Genomic DNA, 16,156 nt, shown 5'->3' with positions numbered 1-16,156 from the left:
CTAATTTAAATTCTTAGAATTTAAATTAGAAAGATATTTTGTAAGCATTCTAATTATTTAAATTAATCAAAACCTTACCGATTTTATTGTTATTTTTTACACTTTTTAAAGCTTGGTTTATATCATTTAGGCTAAAAATCTCACCGACTGATGGGCGGTATTTTATATTATCTAGCATAGAAGATATTTGATTAAGCTCTTCGCCGTTTTTATTAACAAACATAAAATGATACTCACAGCCTACTTTTTTAGCGGCATTGTTTAGCTTAAGTCCTGCAAAATAAAATAAAATCTGCTTTAGTTTTGAAAGCTTCAAGCTTTTAGCAAATTTCATATCAGGCATACCCTTTAAAGATACTAGCTTTCCACCTTTATTTAGGATTTTAAACTGCTTAAAAGTTTCATTTCCACCAATGCAATCTATTACAAAATCTACTTTAATTTTTGTATAATCATCGCTTTTTGTAAAATACTCGCAAACGCCTAATTCTAAGGCTTTTTGCTTAAAATTAGCATTTCCGCTAGCATATATTTTAAACTCTTTTGCAAGTGGCAAAGCAAGATTTCCAAAACTCCCACTAGCTCCAGAAATAAATATTGAGTTTTCATTTTTAGCATTCATTAATTTAATAGCTTGTAAAAATGTTAAAGAGGCTAGTGGCACGCAAGCTGCTTCATCATCTTTTAAATATTCAGGCACTTTTGCTATATACTTATGATTTATCGCTACATATTCAGCAAATGCTTTTTCACACATTGCATAAACTCTATCCCCAACTTTAAATTCTTTTACATTTTTACCTATGCTAGTTATAACTCCTACTAATTCATTACCTAAAATTAGTGGTAATTTATAAGGAGTTATTATATTTAGTGCACCATCTTTTATAAGATTATCTAGTGGATTTACGGCTGCATAAGTTACTTTAATTAAAACTTCATCATCTGTTATTTTTGGAATATAAATTTTTTTTATTTCTAAATCACTTTTAAAATTATTTAAAACTGCTGCTTTCATAATTTTCCTTTAAATTTAATTATTTTTTTGTGCAATTATATATACATAGCCATTAAAATCTTGCATTACAAATTCTTGAGTGTCATAGCCTTTAGATTTGCTAGAAACGAAAACTCTTCTTTAATCCTATTTATATCTTGTAGCATTATCTAGGCATTTTCGTTTGAAAAAAAGGTTTTTAATCTCTTATTTTTGTTCTATGCAAAACCCAAGCTTTTCATAAAATAAAATTGATTTATTTATGCTCGTTACAAATAAAAATGTTTTTGTGTTTTTAATACACTTTTTATAAAGCTAATTTTATTTTTAACTAAGCAAAAATATTCTTACTTAGTTAAATTTATATATAGCAATTACATTAAATCACTATTTTTATATAGATTTTTTAGTTAAAAATAATTAAATCTATTTATTTAAGTTGCATAGCATTCTCACAACCTATATTGTTGCCTAAATCACAAGCTTTATTGAAAAAATGTTTAGCTATTTGAGTATCTTGCTTTATACCTTGTCCTTTAAAATACATAAACCCTAAATTGATACAACCTATTGCATTATTTTTCTCACAAGCTTTATGATAGAATATTACAGCCTTAACAAAATCTTGTTTTTCACCTTCACCTTTTTGGTATAAAGTTCCTAAATTACTACAAGCACTCGCATAGTTTTTATCGCAAGCTTTTGTATAAAATTGAATTGCTTTTGTATAATCTTGCTTTACACCCACTCCAACATTATATAAAAATCCCAAATTATAACAGCTAACAGCATACTCATCACTACAAGTTTTAGTATAAAGCTTTACTGCTTTTGCATAGTCTTGTTTTGTGCCATTTCCGCTAACATATAAACCAGCTAAATTATTACAACTATAAATAAACCCACCTTCGCAAGATTTTTTATAAAGATTAAATGCTTTAGTATAATCTTGCTCTACTCCTTGTGCGTTTTCATATAAAACTCCTAAATGATAGCAAGCTTCAAAATCTTCATCATTACAAGCTTTTGTAGCTAGTTGTGCAGCCTTTTGATAACCATAATTATCTTTATAATTAGAACCTAAGAGAACGCAAGCAATGTAATCATCTTGATCGCATTTGATTTTTTCTAGCATATTTGTTTTAGAACAACCGATAATGCAAATGCTTAAAAGTATAAAACACAATAACTTTTTCAATTTATCTCCTTTTTTGGAAGTAAATTATACTAATTTGTCATTTTAAATTATTATTTTAAGCATTTATTATTTCGTTTAGAATTTGATTTTCGTATTCTTTTAGGTATTTTTGTGTATTGTTCTATTTATAAAAATCATAACAAGCAAAGGTTTTAAGCACACTTATTTTAGCTAATTGGTTTGCTTTATGAGAGCTTACACTTAGCTAATCAGTTTAAACCCTGTAAGAAAAATCTATTTTAGTTTTGAAAGCTTTAAGTCTTATCTAACTTTAAAAAATACTAGCAAACACCTAATTCTAAAGCTTTTTTAAAATTTTTATACAACTTATTTTATGTTACTTAACTAGTATTTTATACTTAATAAGGACTTATTAAAAATCTATGTTTTAAATTCTTTTACTTTTATCTAAGTTAGTTATAAAATAAAAGATTATTTAGTGGATAAAGTCTTATAATTTATTTTATAAATTCTTTATCCACTAGAATTTAAATATCAATTTTTTAGCTAATTTTTGATAATTCCTTTATTTTCTCTATAGCTTCATTATTTAAACCAAATCTTCTTGAATATTTATTCACGCAAGAATCATCTAAAAATTCTAAAACTATTTCTTTTGCACTTACATTTTGACTTAAATTTTCTTTAATCAATCTTGTGATTTCTTGCAAAATCTCTGCACTGATATTTAATAAATCAATTTGTATGAATTCTCCTTCAAAGGCTTTTGGGTTTTGCGTGAATTCTTCTTTATTTTCTTTAGAATATTGCCTTCTTGGTTTTGCTATTCTTTTTTCAAATACCACATAACCTAATGAGTTTTTATTCTCACTTGGCTCTTTTATAAGCTCGTTAGTAATTAAGAAAAAATCATCAATAAATACCCCAACTCCATTCTCATCAGCTCTTAAACTAACTTCAAATCCATATAAATTCTCTTCTTTTTCTTTACTAAAAAACTCATTTTCTAGCTTTTTATACACTTCATCATTAAAGCATAAAATATCAAATTCTCCACCTTCATCAACCACTTTAAGCTTAGCAAAGGCTTTATTTTTTTTGCTTACTTTAAATTCTGCTTCAGTTACTATTCCTAAGCAAAAAGCATTGTAATCTCCATAATCAGCCTTGTTAAAATCGCTACTTTTTAAGTATTCAATATTTTGAGTTAGATGAGAAAATCTTTTAATATCGCCCTTAATTTTCTTACCACCCTTTTTGCTAAACACTTCATATCCAAGAGCATTTTTATCATCAGTATTTACACCTATTTCACTAGCATTTACTTCTATTAAATTATTTAAAAATAAAGTATTTTTTGCATTATCTCTTTTAAGATTTAAAATAAATGCGTAAAGAGATTTTTTGGTTTTTATATCTTGAGCTGCTAGGTTCATTGCTTTATATTTTGATGCTAAAACATCTATTAAATCAGGGTTAAAACATAAAATATTAAAATTTGAATAATAATCAAGTGCTTTAATATTTGCATAGCTTTTACCGCTTTTGCTTTGTTTAAAATCAACTTCTTCAATAATTCCTAAGCAAAATGCTTGATATTCCCCATCATCTAAATTCTCAAAATCACTACTTTTATAATGCTCAATTGATTTAATTTCTTTTTTAAACTCATCTAGCGGGTGTGAGCCAAGATATATTCCTAAATATTCTTTATCAAACTCGGCTAATTCTGCTACGCTAAATTCTTCTTGGTTTGTAATATCAATACTACTATGATATTCTGTTTCAAATTGAGAGAATAAACTCTCTTGCAATCTTTTATCATGCTCTTTTTTTGCTTTAAACTCATTAATAATATAATCAATTGCATTTAAAGCACTTTTTCTATTAATCCCAATACATTCAAAACAACCCGTCTTAGCTAAAGCTTCTAAGCCTTTTTTATTCATATAAGCAGCATCAGCCCTTGCAATAAAGTCTTTCATATCGCTAAATGGCTTATCTGCTCTAGCTTTTGCAAGTCCTTCAGCACTAGGAATTCCAAAGCTCTTAATTGAGCCAAGCCCATAGACAATAGCAGCTTTTCCATCTTTTATAGTAACGTTAAATTCCCTTGTACCATCGTTTATATTAGGTGGTAAAAGCTCTATTCCTAATCTATCTAGCTCATCTTTATATTTTTCAATTTTTTCAACTTTTCCTTCTTCGCTAGTTAGTAGTGCTGCCATAAATTCTGTTTCATAATATTTTTTAAGATAAGCAGTCTGAAAGGCTACTAGAGCATAGGCTGCTGAGTGAGATTTGTTAAAGCCGTATTCAGCAAATTTTAAGATAAGCTCCCATAAATCATCAGCCTTTTTCTCATCAAAGCCTTGTTTTATAGCACCTTCTAGGTATTCTCCTTTTAATTTTACCATTTCTTCAAGCTTTTTCTTACCCATAGCACGACGAACCAAATCAGCTCCACCTAAGCTAAATCCACCAATGGTTTGAACTACTTGCATAACTTGCTCTTGATATACAATAACTCCATAAGTTGGCTCTAAAATAGGCTTTAATTCAGGGAAAGCATATACAGCTGGTTTTCTTCCGTGCTTAATATCTATAAAATCATCAACCATTCCACTATCAAGTGGCCCTGGGCGATAAAGTGCTAAAACAGCGATTAAGTCTTCAAAGCAAGTTGGCTTAAGCCTAGCATTTAAATCCTGCATTCCCGAGCTTTCTATTTGGAAAATCCCAAGAGTATTTCCTGTTTGAATTAAATCATAAACGCCTTTATCATTTACATCAATTTTGTTCCAGTCTATATCTATATTATGGCGTTTTTTAATGAGTTTTATAGCATTATCAATAACGGTTAAAGTTTTAAGTCCTAAGAAGTCAAACTTAATCAAATCAACATCTTCAAGATAATCTTTCATATATTGAGTTACTAATGCGTCTGATTTTGGTTGTTTAAATAATGGGGTTTTTTTCCATAATTCTTCGTTTGAAATTACCACTCCAGCAGCGTGCATTCCTGCGTTTCTATTAAGTCCTTCAAGTGCTAATGAATACTCCCAAACTCTAGTTCCAATTTTGCTTTTGCCCCTTACATCATCAGGGTGGCAAACTATATTTTTATACTCTGCACGATTGTCTAAATCTTCAATGAAAGCCTTAATATCAGGGTTTTTTTCGTAAGCATCTTTTAGAGTGATTTTTAGCTCATCAGGGACTAATTTTGCTAAAGTATCAGCATCTTTTATGCGTAAATCACAAACCCTTGCAACATCACGAATAACACCTTTTGCAAGTAATTTGCCAAAGGTAATTACTTGAGCTACGTTATAGCGACCATATTTTTTTACAACATAATCAATTACTTCTTCACGCCTATTTTGACAAAAATCCACATCAATATCAGGCATAGATACACGATCAGGATTTAAAAAACGCTCAAAAAGTAGATTATAAGGAAGTGGGTCTAAATCAGTTATTTCTAAACAAAACGATACCAATGAACCTGCAGCAGAGCCCCTACCAGGTCCAACAGGAATACCCATATCCTTAGCAGCTTTTATAAAATCATGAACGATTAGCATATAACCACTAAACTGCATATTTTTAATAATATTTATTTCAGTTCTTAAACGCTCTTTATAGGTTTCGTGTTTGCTCTCATCAATATATACTAAACGCTTATTAAGCCCGTCCCAGCAAAGCCTTTCAAACAATACATCATCATTGCTAAAGCTAAACATATCTTGACTAGGCAATTCTAAGCCGATTTTTTCAGCGTATTCAAGAGCGAATTTAAAATTTGGTGGAGTTGGCTTCTCTACTGTTAATTTTAATTCTTCACATTTATCAACTATTTCTTGAGTATTTTGCACAACTTCAGGCACGTCAAGAAATAATTCGTGCATTTCTTCAGCGCTTTTTACATAGATTTCACTCATTGTGTGTCTTAAGCCATTGTCTTTTTTGGCTTCATCACTTTCAGGATCAACCCCTACAATATCTCCTGTGCTAATTGCCATAAAGATATTTTGAGCTTGAGCTCTATCTTTATAAGTATAATGCGAATCGTTTGTAGCTATTACTTTTATACCTAATTCTCTTCCTAATTTAAGTATATTTGTATCTATATTTAATTGAGAATTTATACCCATTCTCATAATTTCAAGATAAAAATCATCTCCAAAAACTTCTTTATACCAAAGTGCGGCTGCTTTTGCACCTTCATAGCCTTTAGCACCCATATCAGCATTTGTTTTTCCATTGCGACGAACTTCTTTATCATTTAAATGCCAATTAATCTCACCTGCAAGACAAGCAGAGCTACAGATTATACCTTCGCTATATTCTTTTAATAATTTTTTATTAATTCTAGGGCGATAATAAAAACCATCTATATGAGCTCTTGAAGTAAGATACATAAGGTTTTCATAGCCTTTTTGATTTTTAGCAAATAAACATATATGCCAACGGCGATTGGTTGCAGTGCTGCTTAAATCATCATCATCGTGCAAATAGCCTTCAAATCCAATAATAGGCTTAATTCCGTGCTTTTTCATACTTTTATAAAAATGAATTGCTCCAAACATAACCCCGTGATCAGTTATTGCACAAGATTTAAAATTTAACTCTTTTAATCTTTTTGCTAACTCATCAATTTTATTTGCGCCATCTAAAAGCGAATATTCTGTATGTAAATGTAAATGTGTAAAATCCATAATTTATCCTTTAGGGCTATTTTAGTCGTTTTATCTAAAGACTTTTTAAACACAAAATCTATTTTAAATTCTTAATATTTTTATGGAATTTAAAATAATTTTGTATTTAGATTAAAAGGAATTATTTAAAATATCTAGCATTTTTTTATGATAGGCATTAATTTCTTCTAAATCCCAGCTATTTTTAGAATAGACTTCTAATAATTTTAGACTAATTATTATTTTTTCATTTATGAAATTTTGAAAAATATTTTTCTTTTTATTAAAATCTTTATCGCTAAATTGTGAGTTTTCACTATCACTTATTACGGCTAAATTGCCTAAGTCATCAATTTTGCTTTTGCTTTGTGGGTAAATATGCTCAACTGAATTAATATCTCTAAAGCGGTAATTTGCAATGTAATTTTTATAGTTATTTTTAAAATCAACATCTTGCATTAGATAGTATTCATAGCGTTGTAACCAATAAACAATATTTGGATGATTATAATTTAAATCATCAAGATTGTCGTTTTTTGCTAGATTATCATCTAGGTTTTTTAGCTCTTTAAATAAATCTTCATCACTTTTACAAGTTAGTAAAGTTTCTAAATATTCACTAGGATTTCTAGCTACTCTTAAATAATTTAAAAATACTTCAAGCTTAGTATCCTTTAAATCTCCTAAAAGCTTATAATCTTCGTGAGTTTTTCTAACACTTCTTCTATCAAAAATAATTCTATATTCTTTTAAAGCATTTATTATTTTTATAGCATTTTCTTTAGAATGTTCTAATTTATTCCAAGTATTTTCTAAGAATTTTGTTTTATCAATTTTAATTTCATCTCCAAATAAAATCCTAAAAATATGCAAAACAAATGTAGGATAATCAACAATGCTTTTAAACTCTTTTGCTTTACATTCTTTTATATCCAAGTCTAAAATCCTACCTATGCTAAGAGCTTCGTATTTGGTATTAAAATCAGCTATTTTATCCATTTGCATACATTCGTTTAAAATATTTGAATAATAAAAATATTTATCATCATCTTTTAAGAGATTTAGTAAATATGACTTTAAAATATCACTTGGATTTAATTGAATTAAATTGCTATTCATGGTTAAAAAATATTCGCCTAAATTATCATCTAAAATTACTAAATTAATTTTTATATTTTTAAAAAGGTTTTCGTTTAATTTTGACTTATCATTGTCTTTAAAATACTCTTCAAAAGTATCAAAAGCATTATCTATATTCTCGCCTAAATTATTAAAATCATAATCCCAAATAGCATCTGTTATATCTTCTCTTAAAGGCATTTTAAATCTACATTCATTTTCTAAATACGCAAAATTAAAAGCATTTGCAAATTCCCCTTCAGCTTTTTGCATTTTGTTATTTTCATAGCACATATAAGCACATAAGAAAAATATAGTGCTAAGCCTTTGTTGCCCATCAATTATTATTAATTCATTATTTCTTAAGCTAGTTGTAATTGTACCTATGAAATATTCTTCGTTTGCATTTAAAATATCATCTAAAAGTATTCTTATTTGCTCTTTATCCCATTCATATAACCTTTGATAAATCGGTATTACAATGCTTTTATTAATTTTATTTAGGCTTATTATCTTACTTTGCATTACTTGCTCCTAAAATATTGTATTTTCTAAACTCATCTTCTAAAAATTCAAGCCTTTGAAATGAACTAATTTGATATTCTTCTAAGCTTATTAAATTATCCAATCTTCTTATAAAATCATTTTCACAATTTGAGTTTATTACCATTTTAGTAATTCTTCTAAGGTCTGCAACAAGCGAAATATAATCAGTCCTTCCACCTGTAATAACCTTATAATACATTATCCTTACAATCATTCTTACCACCCTATCAAAATCTCCATTAAGAAATTTATCAAGATATACAATAAGTGCAAATTGTGTGTATATATAAGAATAATCATAATATTTGCTTTTTGGATAATTGCTTTTAACAAGTTTATTTAAAAAGCTACTTTTAGCTATCACATCTTTATTTTCATAATGTTTTTTAACCCAAGAAAAAAAGCTAATTCCATTAGCAAAACTTGCATTTATATTGTTTAGATTTAAACCTGTGCTAAAAGGTGTAATTTTGCAATATTCATCAATAATATCAATAGCCCAAGAATAATAATAAAAATCAAATTTATGCTCATCATCAAATTTTCTAATCATTGCTAAATTTTCTAAGAAAAATTGAAAATAGTTTTTAACCACTTCGTTACTTTCATATATTTTATTACTTTTACCATCTTCAATAAATTCATTATATTTTTTCACATAGTAATTTATCAAATCACTTTGAGAATTTATAACCCAAAAAGCCTTGATTAGGTCGTAATTTTCTAGCTTTTTGCCCTTAGTATTGATATTATCAAAAAACACAAAAGCTCTTTTTATATCATTCGTGCTAATATAAATAAAATTAATCTTTTCTAACTTTTCGTAAAAATTTGTTTTATTTTTTAGATATTCTTTTAAAAAATCGTAATTTTTCTTTATATTTATATGCGATATTTGATGATAATATTTAGCGTTTTTTAAAAAACTCTCATTATCTTTACCTAAAGCTATCAAAATAAGCTTTATAGTGGTTAGTCTTTGTTGTCCGTCTATTATTTCATAAATTGGTTTATTATCTTCTGTTACTTTGTTAGTTTTGTATAAAACGATAGAGCCTAGCAATGTTATATTTTTGTTACTTTCAATATCTTTTAAAAGCATTTTTGTTTGTTTTAATTCCCATACATAAGGGCGTTGATAATCAGGTATGCTAAGATTTAGTTCGGTTAATTTATCAAAAGTTAATATGCTTGAGCTTACATTATCCATAAAAATCCTTTAGATTATAAAATTACAATTTCATTAACTCATTTTTAGCTTTTTCTAAATCATCAAGATTTAATAATAAATCAAATTCCTTAGGTTTTTTATAGACCTTATCATAATAATTGACTAAAAGTATTTTTGCTACACTTTTTAAATCCTTATTATTATAAGCAGTGCTTAGCTCATAAACTAAGGCATTTCCTAAATAAGGCTTTAATCTCTCAAGACAAAAATAAAAAAACTCCGAGCTAATGTTTTGATAATCATTCACACAATTTTGCACTCTAATATCCAAACTAGCTTCGCAAAACACCTTAATACCGCTATTCATTTGCTCGTAAAAATTATTAAATAAAGTTATATTTCCTATGTTTTTGCTCTCTGCTTCTATGAATACTTTTGCATCTTTTAATGCTTTTAATTCATTTATTAGATTTATATCAAATTGTTGTTGGCTAGGTTGTAAAAACCCACGAGAGCCAAAAGTTGAGCCGAAATGATGGGCTAATTTTTCTAAATCTATTTTATTATCAAGTAATTTTAAAAGCCTTGTTTTACCGCAAGCTGTATTTCCTGCTAGGCTTACAAAATTAGGATTTTGATAGCTATTAAGATACGAAATCATCTCGTTTCTAAGTTCTTTAAAACCACCTTCGCATTTATAGACTTTAAATCCAATCTCACTTAAAATATGACCTATCGCGCCACTTCGCTGACCGCCTCTAGCACAATAAATATATATTTCATCTTTATGTGGATTTGCTATATTTTGTATTTTTTTAAGATGAATGCTTGTGTTTTTACAAATAAAACTAGCTCCTAATAATTTTGCGTTAAATTTATTAGTAGCATATTTTGTCCCTACTAATTTATGCTCTTCGTTATTTAAAGCAAAAAAGTTTAAGGCTTTTTTTAAATGTGCTTTTTTGTATTCATTTGGACTTCTTGCGTCTATTAAAATATTTTTATTAATATTTAAAAATTCTTTAGCACTAATTAGCTGCATTGTAGTTTTTAAAGCTCTCTTTTATCTTTAAATATAATTCATCTAGGCTAGTCCCTATAACTCTAGTATCACAAATAGTGGTTATAAAATTAGTATCCTTATGCCATCTTGGTAAGACATGTAAATGCAAGTGTTTTGCTATACCAGCACCAGCTGCATCGCCTAAATTAAGTCCGATATTTACTCCTTGTGCGTGCAAGGTTGTTCTCATAATATTTTCAGCAAATCTAGCTATTTTTGCCATTCTAAGCCAAGTTATCTCATCTAAATCGTTTAAAAACTCAACATGCTTTCTAGGAGTTATTAGAATATGTCCTGGAGAATAAGGGTATTTATTCATTAAAACCCTACATAACTCATCTTCATAAACTAGCACTTCACTATCTTCGCAAAAAGGACATAAACTTCTATCTTCTTTAAAATATTTATCACGCCAAGGTGCTTTTAGGTGTTGCATTAAGAATTCCTTTATATTTAGTATTTGGAACATTTTTTAATAATTTATCGTTAGCAATAAAAATATCAAATTGTTTTATGGTAGCTTTAAATAAATCTATATTATTTTTAGCTAAAAATCCTAAGCTAAAACCACAATTTTTTGCAAGATTTAATAAATCATTATTAGCAATTTTATCCAAAACAATCCCATCAGCTCCGTAAATACTAGCTTTGATTAATTCATCTTCGCTTAAGTTTTTTGAATAATAAAATAAATGCTTTTTAACATAACGCCTAGCATAACCTAGCTCATCAAAATCACTGGTAATAAAAGCATCATTTAAATCATTTAAGTCATAGCTAAATTTAATTATTTCATTTTTAAATTCACTTAAATCTCTTGGATAAAACAGATTAAATCCAAGGCTTTTTATTAGAATTTCTTTGCTTAATTCTTGCATTTATTTATCCTTTGATTATGCAGTTTTATTTCATCTTCATTTAAAACATCTTCGTTTTGTAATACTTTTTGCATAGTTTCTTGTGCGTTTTTGCAATCATTTATTAAATAATATCCCCAAGCTAAAGTATCAAGAAAATAAGCATTATCAGGTTCTTGTTCTAAAGCTTTTTGTATTAGTTTTATACCTTTTGCAATATCAATTTTTTCATCAATTATTGTATAAGCATATATATTTAGCATATTAGGAGCAACGCCACCTTTAGCTACTAATTCATCTAATTTGAAATAATCAAATTCTTTAGGATTATCTAGCATTTCGTATATATATGATTCTATTAAATAACTATTATTATTTTCTTTAATTGCTTTTTGATATAAAAATTCACTAAGTTTTTTATATTCTTTTAAATTAAAATATACCTTATAAGCTAATTCATCATCCAAATTAGCTATTTCATAAAGTTCTTTTTTCTTGTTAAATTCCAGTAATTTCTTAGTTATTGTGTATAAAATATCTTTATTATTTGTAAATTCATAAAGCTTCATTCCTAAGCTAAAAATCTCATTAATATCTGAAGAATTATTAAGTTCATAAAGCGCTTCTAATCTATACAATAAAAACAATGAATAATCAGGATTTATAGGCACTAATTTAGTATATTCTTTGATATTTTTATAATCTTTTTCTTTAAATAATTTTAATATTTGTTCTGAATAGCCTTTAGGGTCTAATCTAATCGTTTTCTCCCACATATTAAGAGCTTTTAAAGCATTTAAACGCATTAATAAAAAAGGAGCTAATTCTGTATCTACTTTATTATTTTCTTCTGCGGTTTTATTAAATTCTTCTGTTAGTTTTACTACATCTTTATATTTTTCGTTAGCCATAAGCATTTCAATATATAAATATAATGAGTATAAATTGCTATATTTTTTATAATAATCTTTAGATATTTGTAAGGCTTCTTTTTTTAATCCTTGATTAAACAGCTCCTTACTCATAGCATTAGCTAGTGTAAAATCTTCGTTTTTTGATATGAATTTATAATATTCTTTTTTTGCTTGTTTATAATTTTTTTGTTCTACTAATTTAACAATGTCTAGTTTTTTGATTAAATTATTATCTTTATCAATATCTCTTAAAGTATTTACTGCTTTATCCATATTTAAATTAGCAATAAAACCTTGTTTTATTCCATTTTCTAAATAAGCTTTTAATTTTGTTTCATCATATAATTTTAAATATGATTCGCTAGATAATTTAGCATTATTATTTTCGTTTAACATTGCATTTAAACGCAAATCATCAATACTATCAGCAAAAGTAATACTAGCTAATAAGATTAGTATTAATTTACCCCAATACATTCTTTTTTAAGCTCCTTTAGGTTATTTTTAAAATATTCCCAAAACGGAAATGTTCTACATTGCATAGGTCTTGCTTCATATACTCCACAATTTTTATTAATTTCATCAAAAAATATACAAGCAAAGCCATTATTGTATGGCTTTTCAATTAGGCTAAACCTAACGCCTACTTTAATGCAATATTTATTAACAAAATCATTAAAAGTTGTATTTTTTATCTTAGCTAGTTGGATAATTTCATCGCTAGTTAAAAATATATAACCACTCTCACCCGTGCAACACTTACCGCCACACTCACTACATTTACTCTCATCAAATGAATATGAGTAATCTTTATTGTAAATCATAACTTTGAACCTTGATATTTTGATAAATTGAATTAAATTCTTTTGTTGTGCCATTGCTATCGTTACATATTAAAGGTGGTAAAATCAGCACATCGCTTTTGCTTAATTTTCTTGCTTTAATTAATACTAAATTTGATGGTTTTTCGGCTTTTGTGTGAATAAATCTTATTATTTCGCATTTTAAATTCGTATTTTTTAAGGTTTCAAATATTAAATCAATTTTTTTAGCATCATAACAAAAATATAAAAAACCTTTCGGTTTTAATAATTTATCAGCACTTTTTAACAATATTTCAAGTGGCAAAAAATCAATATGTCTTGAAATATTTAAATGCTTATTTTGTGCTTGCATTTTAGAATAAAATGGTGGATTAGAGATTATAAAATCATAATAATTATAAACTTTATAATCTTTAATATCACCTAAAATTACTTTATAATCAAGATTATTTTTTTCATAATTTTTTTTGCATAGTTTTACATTTTCTTCTTGAATATCAATTGCATCTATTTTTATATTTTTATTTTCGCTTAATAATAGGCTTAAAATTCCACTTCCAGCACCAATATCAAGTCCTATTCCTTTAAGCTTATCTTTATTTATAAAATCATATAAAATTATGCTATCACTATTGTAGCGATAGCCGTTTTTATATTGATAAATTATCATTTATAAACTCTTAAAATAAAGCCTTTTTTATTATCTTTTGAGTATTCAGGCTCTAAACTTGAGCTAATTAGTGCATTAGGAATTTTTGATTTTATATAACTTGCAGCACTTTTTGTTCTATCTTTTGATAATCCAAAATTAGCTAAGCGAGTTAATCTTTGCACTTCTTTGCTAGCCATATGAACTCCATCAATAGCACTTAAACTCTTAAAGCCACTATCATCAATTATAGGAGTTATCTCATATAAATAATTTTGATTATATTTTGCTAAGAATTTATCAAGTTTAAGCGAGCAAGTTTTACTAAGTCCAATTACTCCTGATTTTATATCATCACAAACAAAAGTATCTTGTAGTTTTAAACTATTTGTATTTAACGAACTTCCTTTTTGAGCTAATTCAAGTTTTTTTTCTAATTCTTGAATTTTTTCTTTTTTTGCTATTAGTTCGCTATTTTCTTGATTATAGTTATTTAAAGTTTTGATATTTATTTCATTTAGTTGTTTTAATAGCTTATCTTTTTCTTCTTCTAAGGCTAAAACTCTTTCAGAATTTGTATCCTTACTAATAGTTAATTTTAGTTGTTCAATTTCATCTAAAAGTGTTTTGTTTTCTTGTTTTGCTTTATTATTATCTAGTTCTTTAGCTGCATATTCTTCTTTTAAAGCAATATATTTTACATTTAGCTCATCATAAGCTTTTGAACTTTCGTAAAGTTTATTATTTAAGTCTTTAACATCGTTTTGTTTATTACTTAAGCTATCGTTTTTATAGTTTAAAAACTCATTATTAATTTTATTTAATTGCGTGGTTAATTCTATTTTTTCTTTTTGTAAATTATCTAATTTTGTTTTTAAATCCATATTATTTGCACTACTTGCTTTTAATTGCTCATCAATTTTTTGAAGTTTTGCTATTGTTTCACTTAAATCTTTTTCTTTTTTCTTTGAGTCTAATTCTAGTTCTTTATTTTTTAGTTGCATATCTTTTAATGCTATTTCATTTTTTGTATTTTTATCTTGTAATTTAGCATTAGATTCATTAACTTTATTTAGCTCTTTTGTAAGATTATCAAGTGAATTTTGGCTTTTATCACTTAAATCCTTAATCACTTTAGTTTGTTCGTTTTTAGATTTTTCAAGTTCTAGTTTTGCTTGAAAAACTTCATTTTTTAATTCATCTCTTTGTTTTTCAATATTTTTCAAATTATCTAATTTTTGTTCCAAATCATTTTTAACTTGATTTAGTTTTAATATTGAAGTTTTAGCATCATCTAATTTTGCTTGGAGATTTTTATTATCCAAATTAAGCTTTACAAAATCAGAATTATTATTGCTTTTTAATTCATCATTTAACTTGCTTGCTGCTTTTATTTCTTTACTTAATTCAAGATTTTTTAAGTTAAGTTCATTATTTACTTTACTTAATTCAGCATTTACACTTTCTAAATTCCCTAGATTTTTTACTCTTTGTTTTAAAATATCATTTTCTTTAACCACATCTGTGTAATTTTTTTGATTTGCTATGATTTTTGCATTTGCTTTATCTAATTCATCTTGCAATTTTCTTGCTAAATTATCGTGTTCAAATTCGTCCATTTGTTTTTGATTACTAAGAGTTCCTAGTAAAGAATTTAGATTTTTAACAGCGTTTTCTTTATCATTTAAGCTTAATTTTAAACTATCATTTTCGCTTTTATAATTTGCTAAATCTTCATTTAGCTTATCTATCATTTGCTGATATGAGTTTTTGCTATTTTCATTTACTAATAAACTTTCGTTATTTAAACGATGAACTAATTCATTATTCTTGGTTTCTAATTGTTCGTTTTGTATTTTTAATTTTTCAATTTCTTGATATAGATTTTCTATTTCATTGGCTTTGGTATTGCTATTTTTTAAGCTTTCTATTTGCTTTGTAAGCTTTACAATTCTATCATTTAATATCTTATAGTTTTGTTCTTCAAGTTTTGGCAATTGCACTTGTTTTGTTTGTTGTTTTTGCTCTATTTTTACTTGTGGTTTTATTGGTGTTTGGTTTGTTTTTGTGTCTTTAGATGGAATTACAAAATAAATTCCACCTAAAATAACAGCACAAGCACCTAAGCTATATAGTGTTAAATTCTTCTTAGCCAAG

General features: G+C 26.6%; 12 protein-coding genes. All 12 read right to left on the bottom strand.

All coding sequences use genetic code 11. The features are described from left to right. Nucleotides 1–49: 49 nt before the first annotated feature. On the bottom strand, nucleotides 50–1,018 hold the full coding sequence (locus tag AVBRAN12640_RS01010; protein ID WP_336608726.1) for an NADP-dependent oxidoreductase: 969 nt from the start codon (nucleotides 1,016–1,018) through the stop codon (nucleotides 50–52). A gap of 409 nt (nucleotides 1,019–1,427) precedes the next feature. After that, nucleotides 1,428–2,195 (bottom strand): tetratricopeptide repeat protein, encoded by a 768-nt coding sequence (locus AVBRAN12640_RS01005; protein WP_214120032.1) that lies wholly within the window; start codon nucleotides 2,193–2,195, stop codon nucleotides 1,428–1,430. A gap of 503 nt (nucleotides 2,196–2,698) precedes the next feature. Next, the gene (gene dnaE / locus AVBRAN12640_RS01000) at nucleotides 2,699–6,880 is read right to left on the bottom strand and encodes a DNA polymerase III subunit alpha (RefSeq protein ID WP_442862251.1); all 4,182 of its coding nucleotides are present in this window, start codon (nucleotides 6,878–6,880) and stop codon (nucleotides 2,699–2,701) included. 108 nt (nucleotides 6,881–6,988) lie between these two features. After that, complete coding sequence (locus AVBRAN12640_RS00995; protein WP_336608725.1) at nucleotides 6,989–8,500, bottom strand: DUF262 domain-containing protein; 1,512 nt, start codon at nucleotides 8,498–8,500, stop codon at nucleotides 6,989–6,991. Next, nucleotides 8,490–9,731 (bottom strand): DUF262 domain-containing protein, encoded by a 1,242-nt coding sequence (locus AVBRAN12640_RS00990; RefSeq protein ID WP_336608724.1) that lies wholly within the window; start codon nucleotides 9,729–9,731, stop codon nucleotides 8,490–8,492. Before AVBRAN12640_RS00990 ends, AVBRAN12640_RS00995 begins: the two co-directional genes overlap by 11 nt. Nucleotides 9,732–9,753: 22 nt before the next feature. After that, entirely contained in the window at nucleotides 9,754–10,734 is a 981-nt protein-coding gene (gene mnmH / locus AVBRAN12640_RS00985) for a tRNA 2-selenouridine(34) synthase MnmH (protein ID WP_336608723.1), read from the bottom strand. Beyond that, nucleotides 10,721–11,191 carry an HIT family protein gene (locus AVBRAN12640_RS00980; protein WP_239802728.1) on the bottom strand — a complete coding sequence of 157 codons (471 nt, stop codon included), beginning with the start codon at nucleotides 11,189–11,191 and terminating at the stop codon, nucleotides 10,721–10,723. Before AVBRAN12640_RS00980 ends, mnmH begins: the two co-directional genes overlap by 14 nt. Beyond that, nucleotides 11,163–11,633, bottom strand: a complete 471-nt coding sequence (locus AVBRAN12640_RS00975; RefSeq protein WP_214116683.1) for a hypothetical protein — start codon at nucleotides 11,631–11,633, stop codon at nucleotides 11,163–11,165. Before AVBRAN12640_RS00975 ends, AVBRAN12640_RS00980 begins: the two co-directional genes overlap by 29 nt. Next, on the bottom strand, nucleotides 11,621–13,003 hold the full coding sequence (locus AVBRAN12640_RS00970; protein WP_239802726.1) for a hypothetical protein: 1,383 nt from the start codon (nucleotides 13,001–13,003) through the stop codon (nucleotides 11,621–11,623). The genes AVBRAN12640_RS00975 and AVBRAN12640_RS00970 overlap by 13 nt, the downstream gene beginning before the upstream one ends. Further along, complete coding sequence (locus AVBRAN12640_RS00965; RefSeq protein ID WP_214116687.1) at nucleotides 12,985–13,350, bottom strand: YkgJ family cysteine cluster protein; 366 nt, start codon at nucleotides 13,348–13,350, stop codon at nucleotides 12,985–12,987. The genes AVBRAN12640_RS00970 and AVBRAN12640_RS00965 overlap by 19 nt, the downstream gene beginning before the upstream one ends. Then, a complete protein-coding gene (locus AVBRAN12640_RS00960; protein WP_214120057.1) occupies nucleotides 13,337–14,020 on the bottom strand; it encodes a tRNA1(Val) (adenine(37)-N6)-methyltransferase in 684 nt (227 codons plus the stop codon). The genes AVBRAN12640_RS00965 and AVBRAN12640_RS00960 overlap by 14 nt, the downstream gene beginning before the upstream one ends. Further along, nucleotides 14,017–16,155, bottom strand: a complete 2,139-nt coding sequence (locus tag AVBRAN12640_RS00955) for a hypothetical protein (protein WP_336608722.1) — start codon at nucleotides 16,153–16,155, stop codon at nucleotides 14,017–14,019. The genes AVBRAN12640_RS00960 and AVBRAN12640_RS00955 overlap by 4 nt, the downstream gene beginning before the upstream one ends. Nucleotide 16,156 lies beyond the last annotated feature (1 nt).

It is taken from the genome of Campylobacter sp. RM12640, from assembly GCF_020137595.1.
In the GTDB taxonomy this organism is placed as follows: Bacteria; Campylobacterota; Campylobacteria; order Campylobacterales; family Campylobacteraceae; genus Campylobacter_E.
This window is presented reverse-complemented; position numbering and strand designations above follow the sequence as displayed.

What these genes read in the sequence shown, in the direction of transcription:
- AVBRAN12640_RS01010 (WP_336608726.1), bottom strand. Translation starts at nt 1,018, where the DNA reads ATGAAAGCAGCAGTTTTAAATAATTTTAAAAGTGATTTAGAAATAAAA.
- AVBRAN12640_RS00995 (WP_336608725.1), bottom strand. Translation starts at nt 8,500, where the DNA reads ATGCAAAGTAAGATAATAAGCCTAAATAAAATTAATAAAAGCATTGTA.
- AVBRAN12640_RS00990 (WP_336608724.1), bottom strand. Translation starts at nt 9,731, where the DNA reads ATGGATAATGTAAGCTCAAGCATATTAACTTTTGATAAATTAACCGAA.
- mnmH (WP_336608723.1), bottom strand. Translation starts at nt 10,734, where the DNA reads ATGCAGCTAATTAGTGCTAAAGAATTTTTAAATATTAATAAAAATATT.
- AVBRAN12640_RS00980 (WP_239802728.1), bottom strand. Translation starts at nt 11,191, where the DNA reads ATGCAACACCTAAAAGCACCTTGGCGTGATAAATATTTTAAAGAAGAT.
- AVBRAN12640_RS00975 (WP_214116683.1), bottom strand. Translation starts at nt 11,633, where the DNA reads ATGCAAGAATTAAGCAAAGAAATTCTAATAAAAAGCCTTGGATTTAAT.
- AVBRAN12640_RS00970 (WP_239802726.1), bottom strand. Translation starts at nt 13,003, where the DNA reads ATGTATTGGGGTAAATTAATACTAATCTTATTAGCTAGTATTACTTTT.
- AVBRAN12640_RS00965 (WP_214116687.1), bottom strand. Translation starts at nt 13,350, where the DNA reads ATGATTTACAATAAAGATTACTCATATTCATTTGATGAGAGTAAATGT.
- AVBRAN12640_RS00960 (WP_214120057.1), bottom strand. Translation starts at nt 14,020, where the DNA reads ATGATAATTTATCAATATAAAAACGGCTATCGCTACAATAGTGATAGC.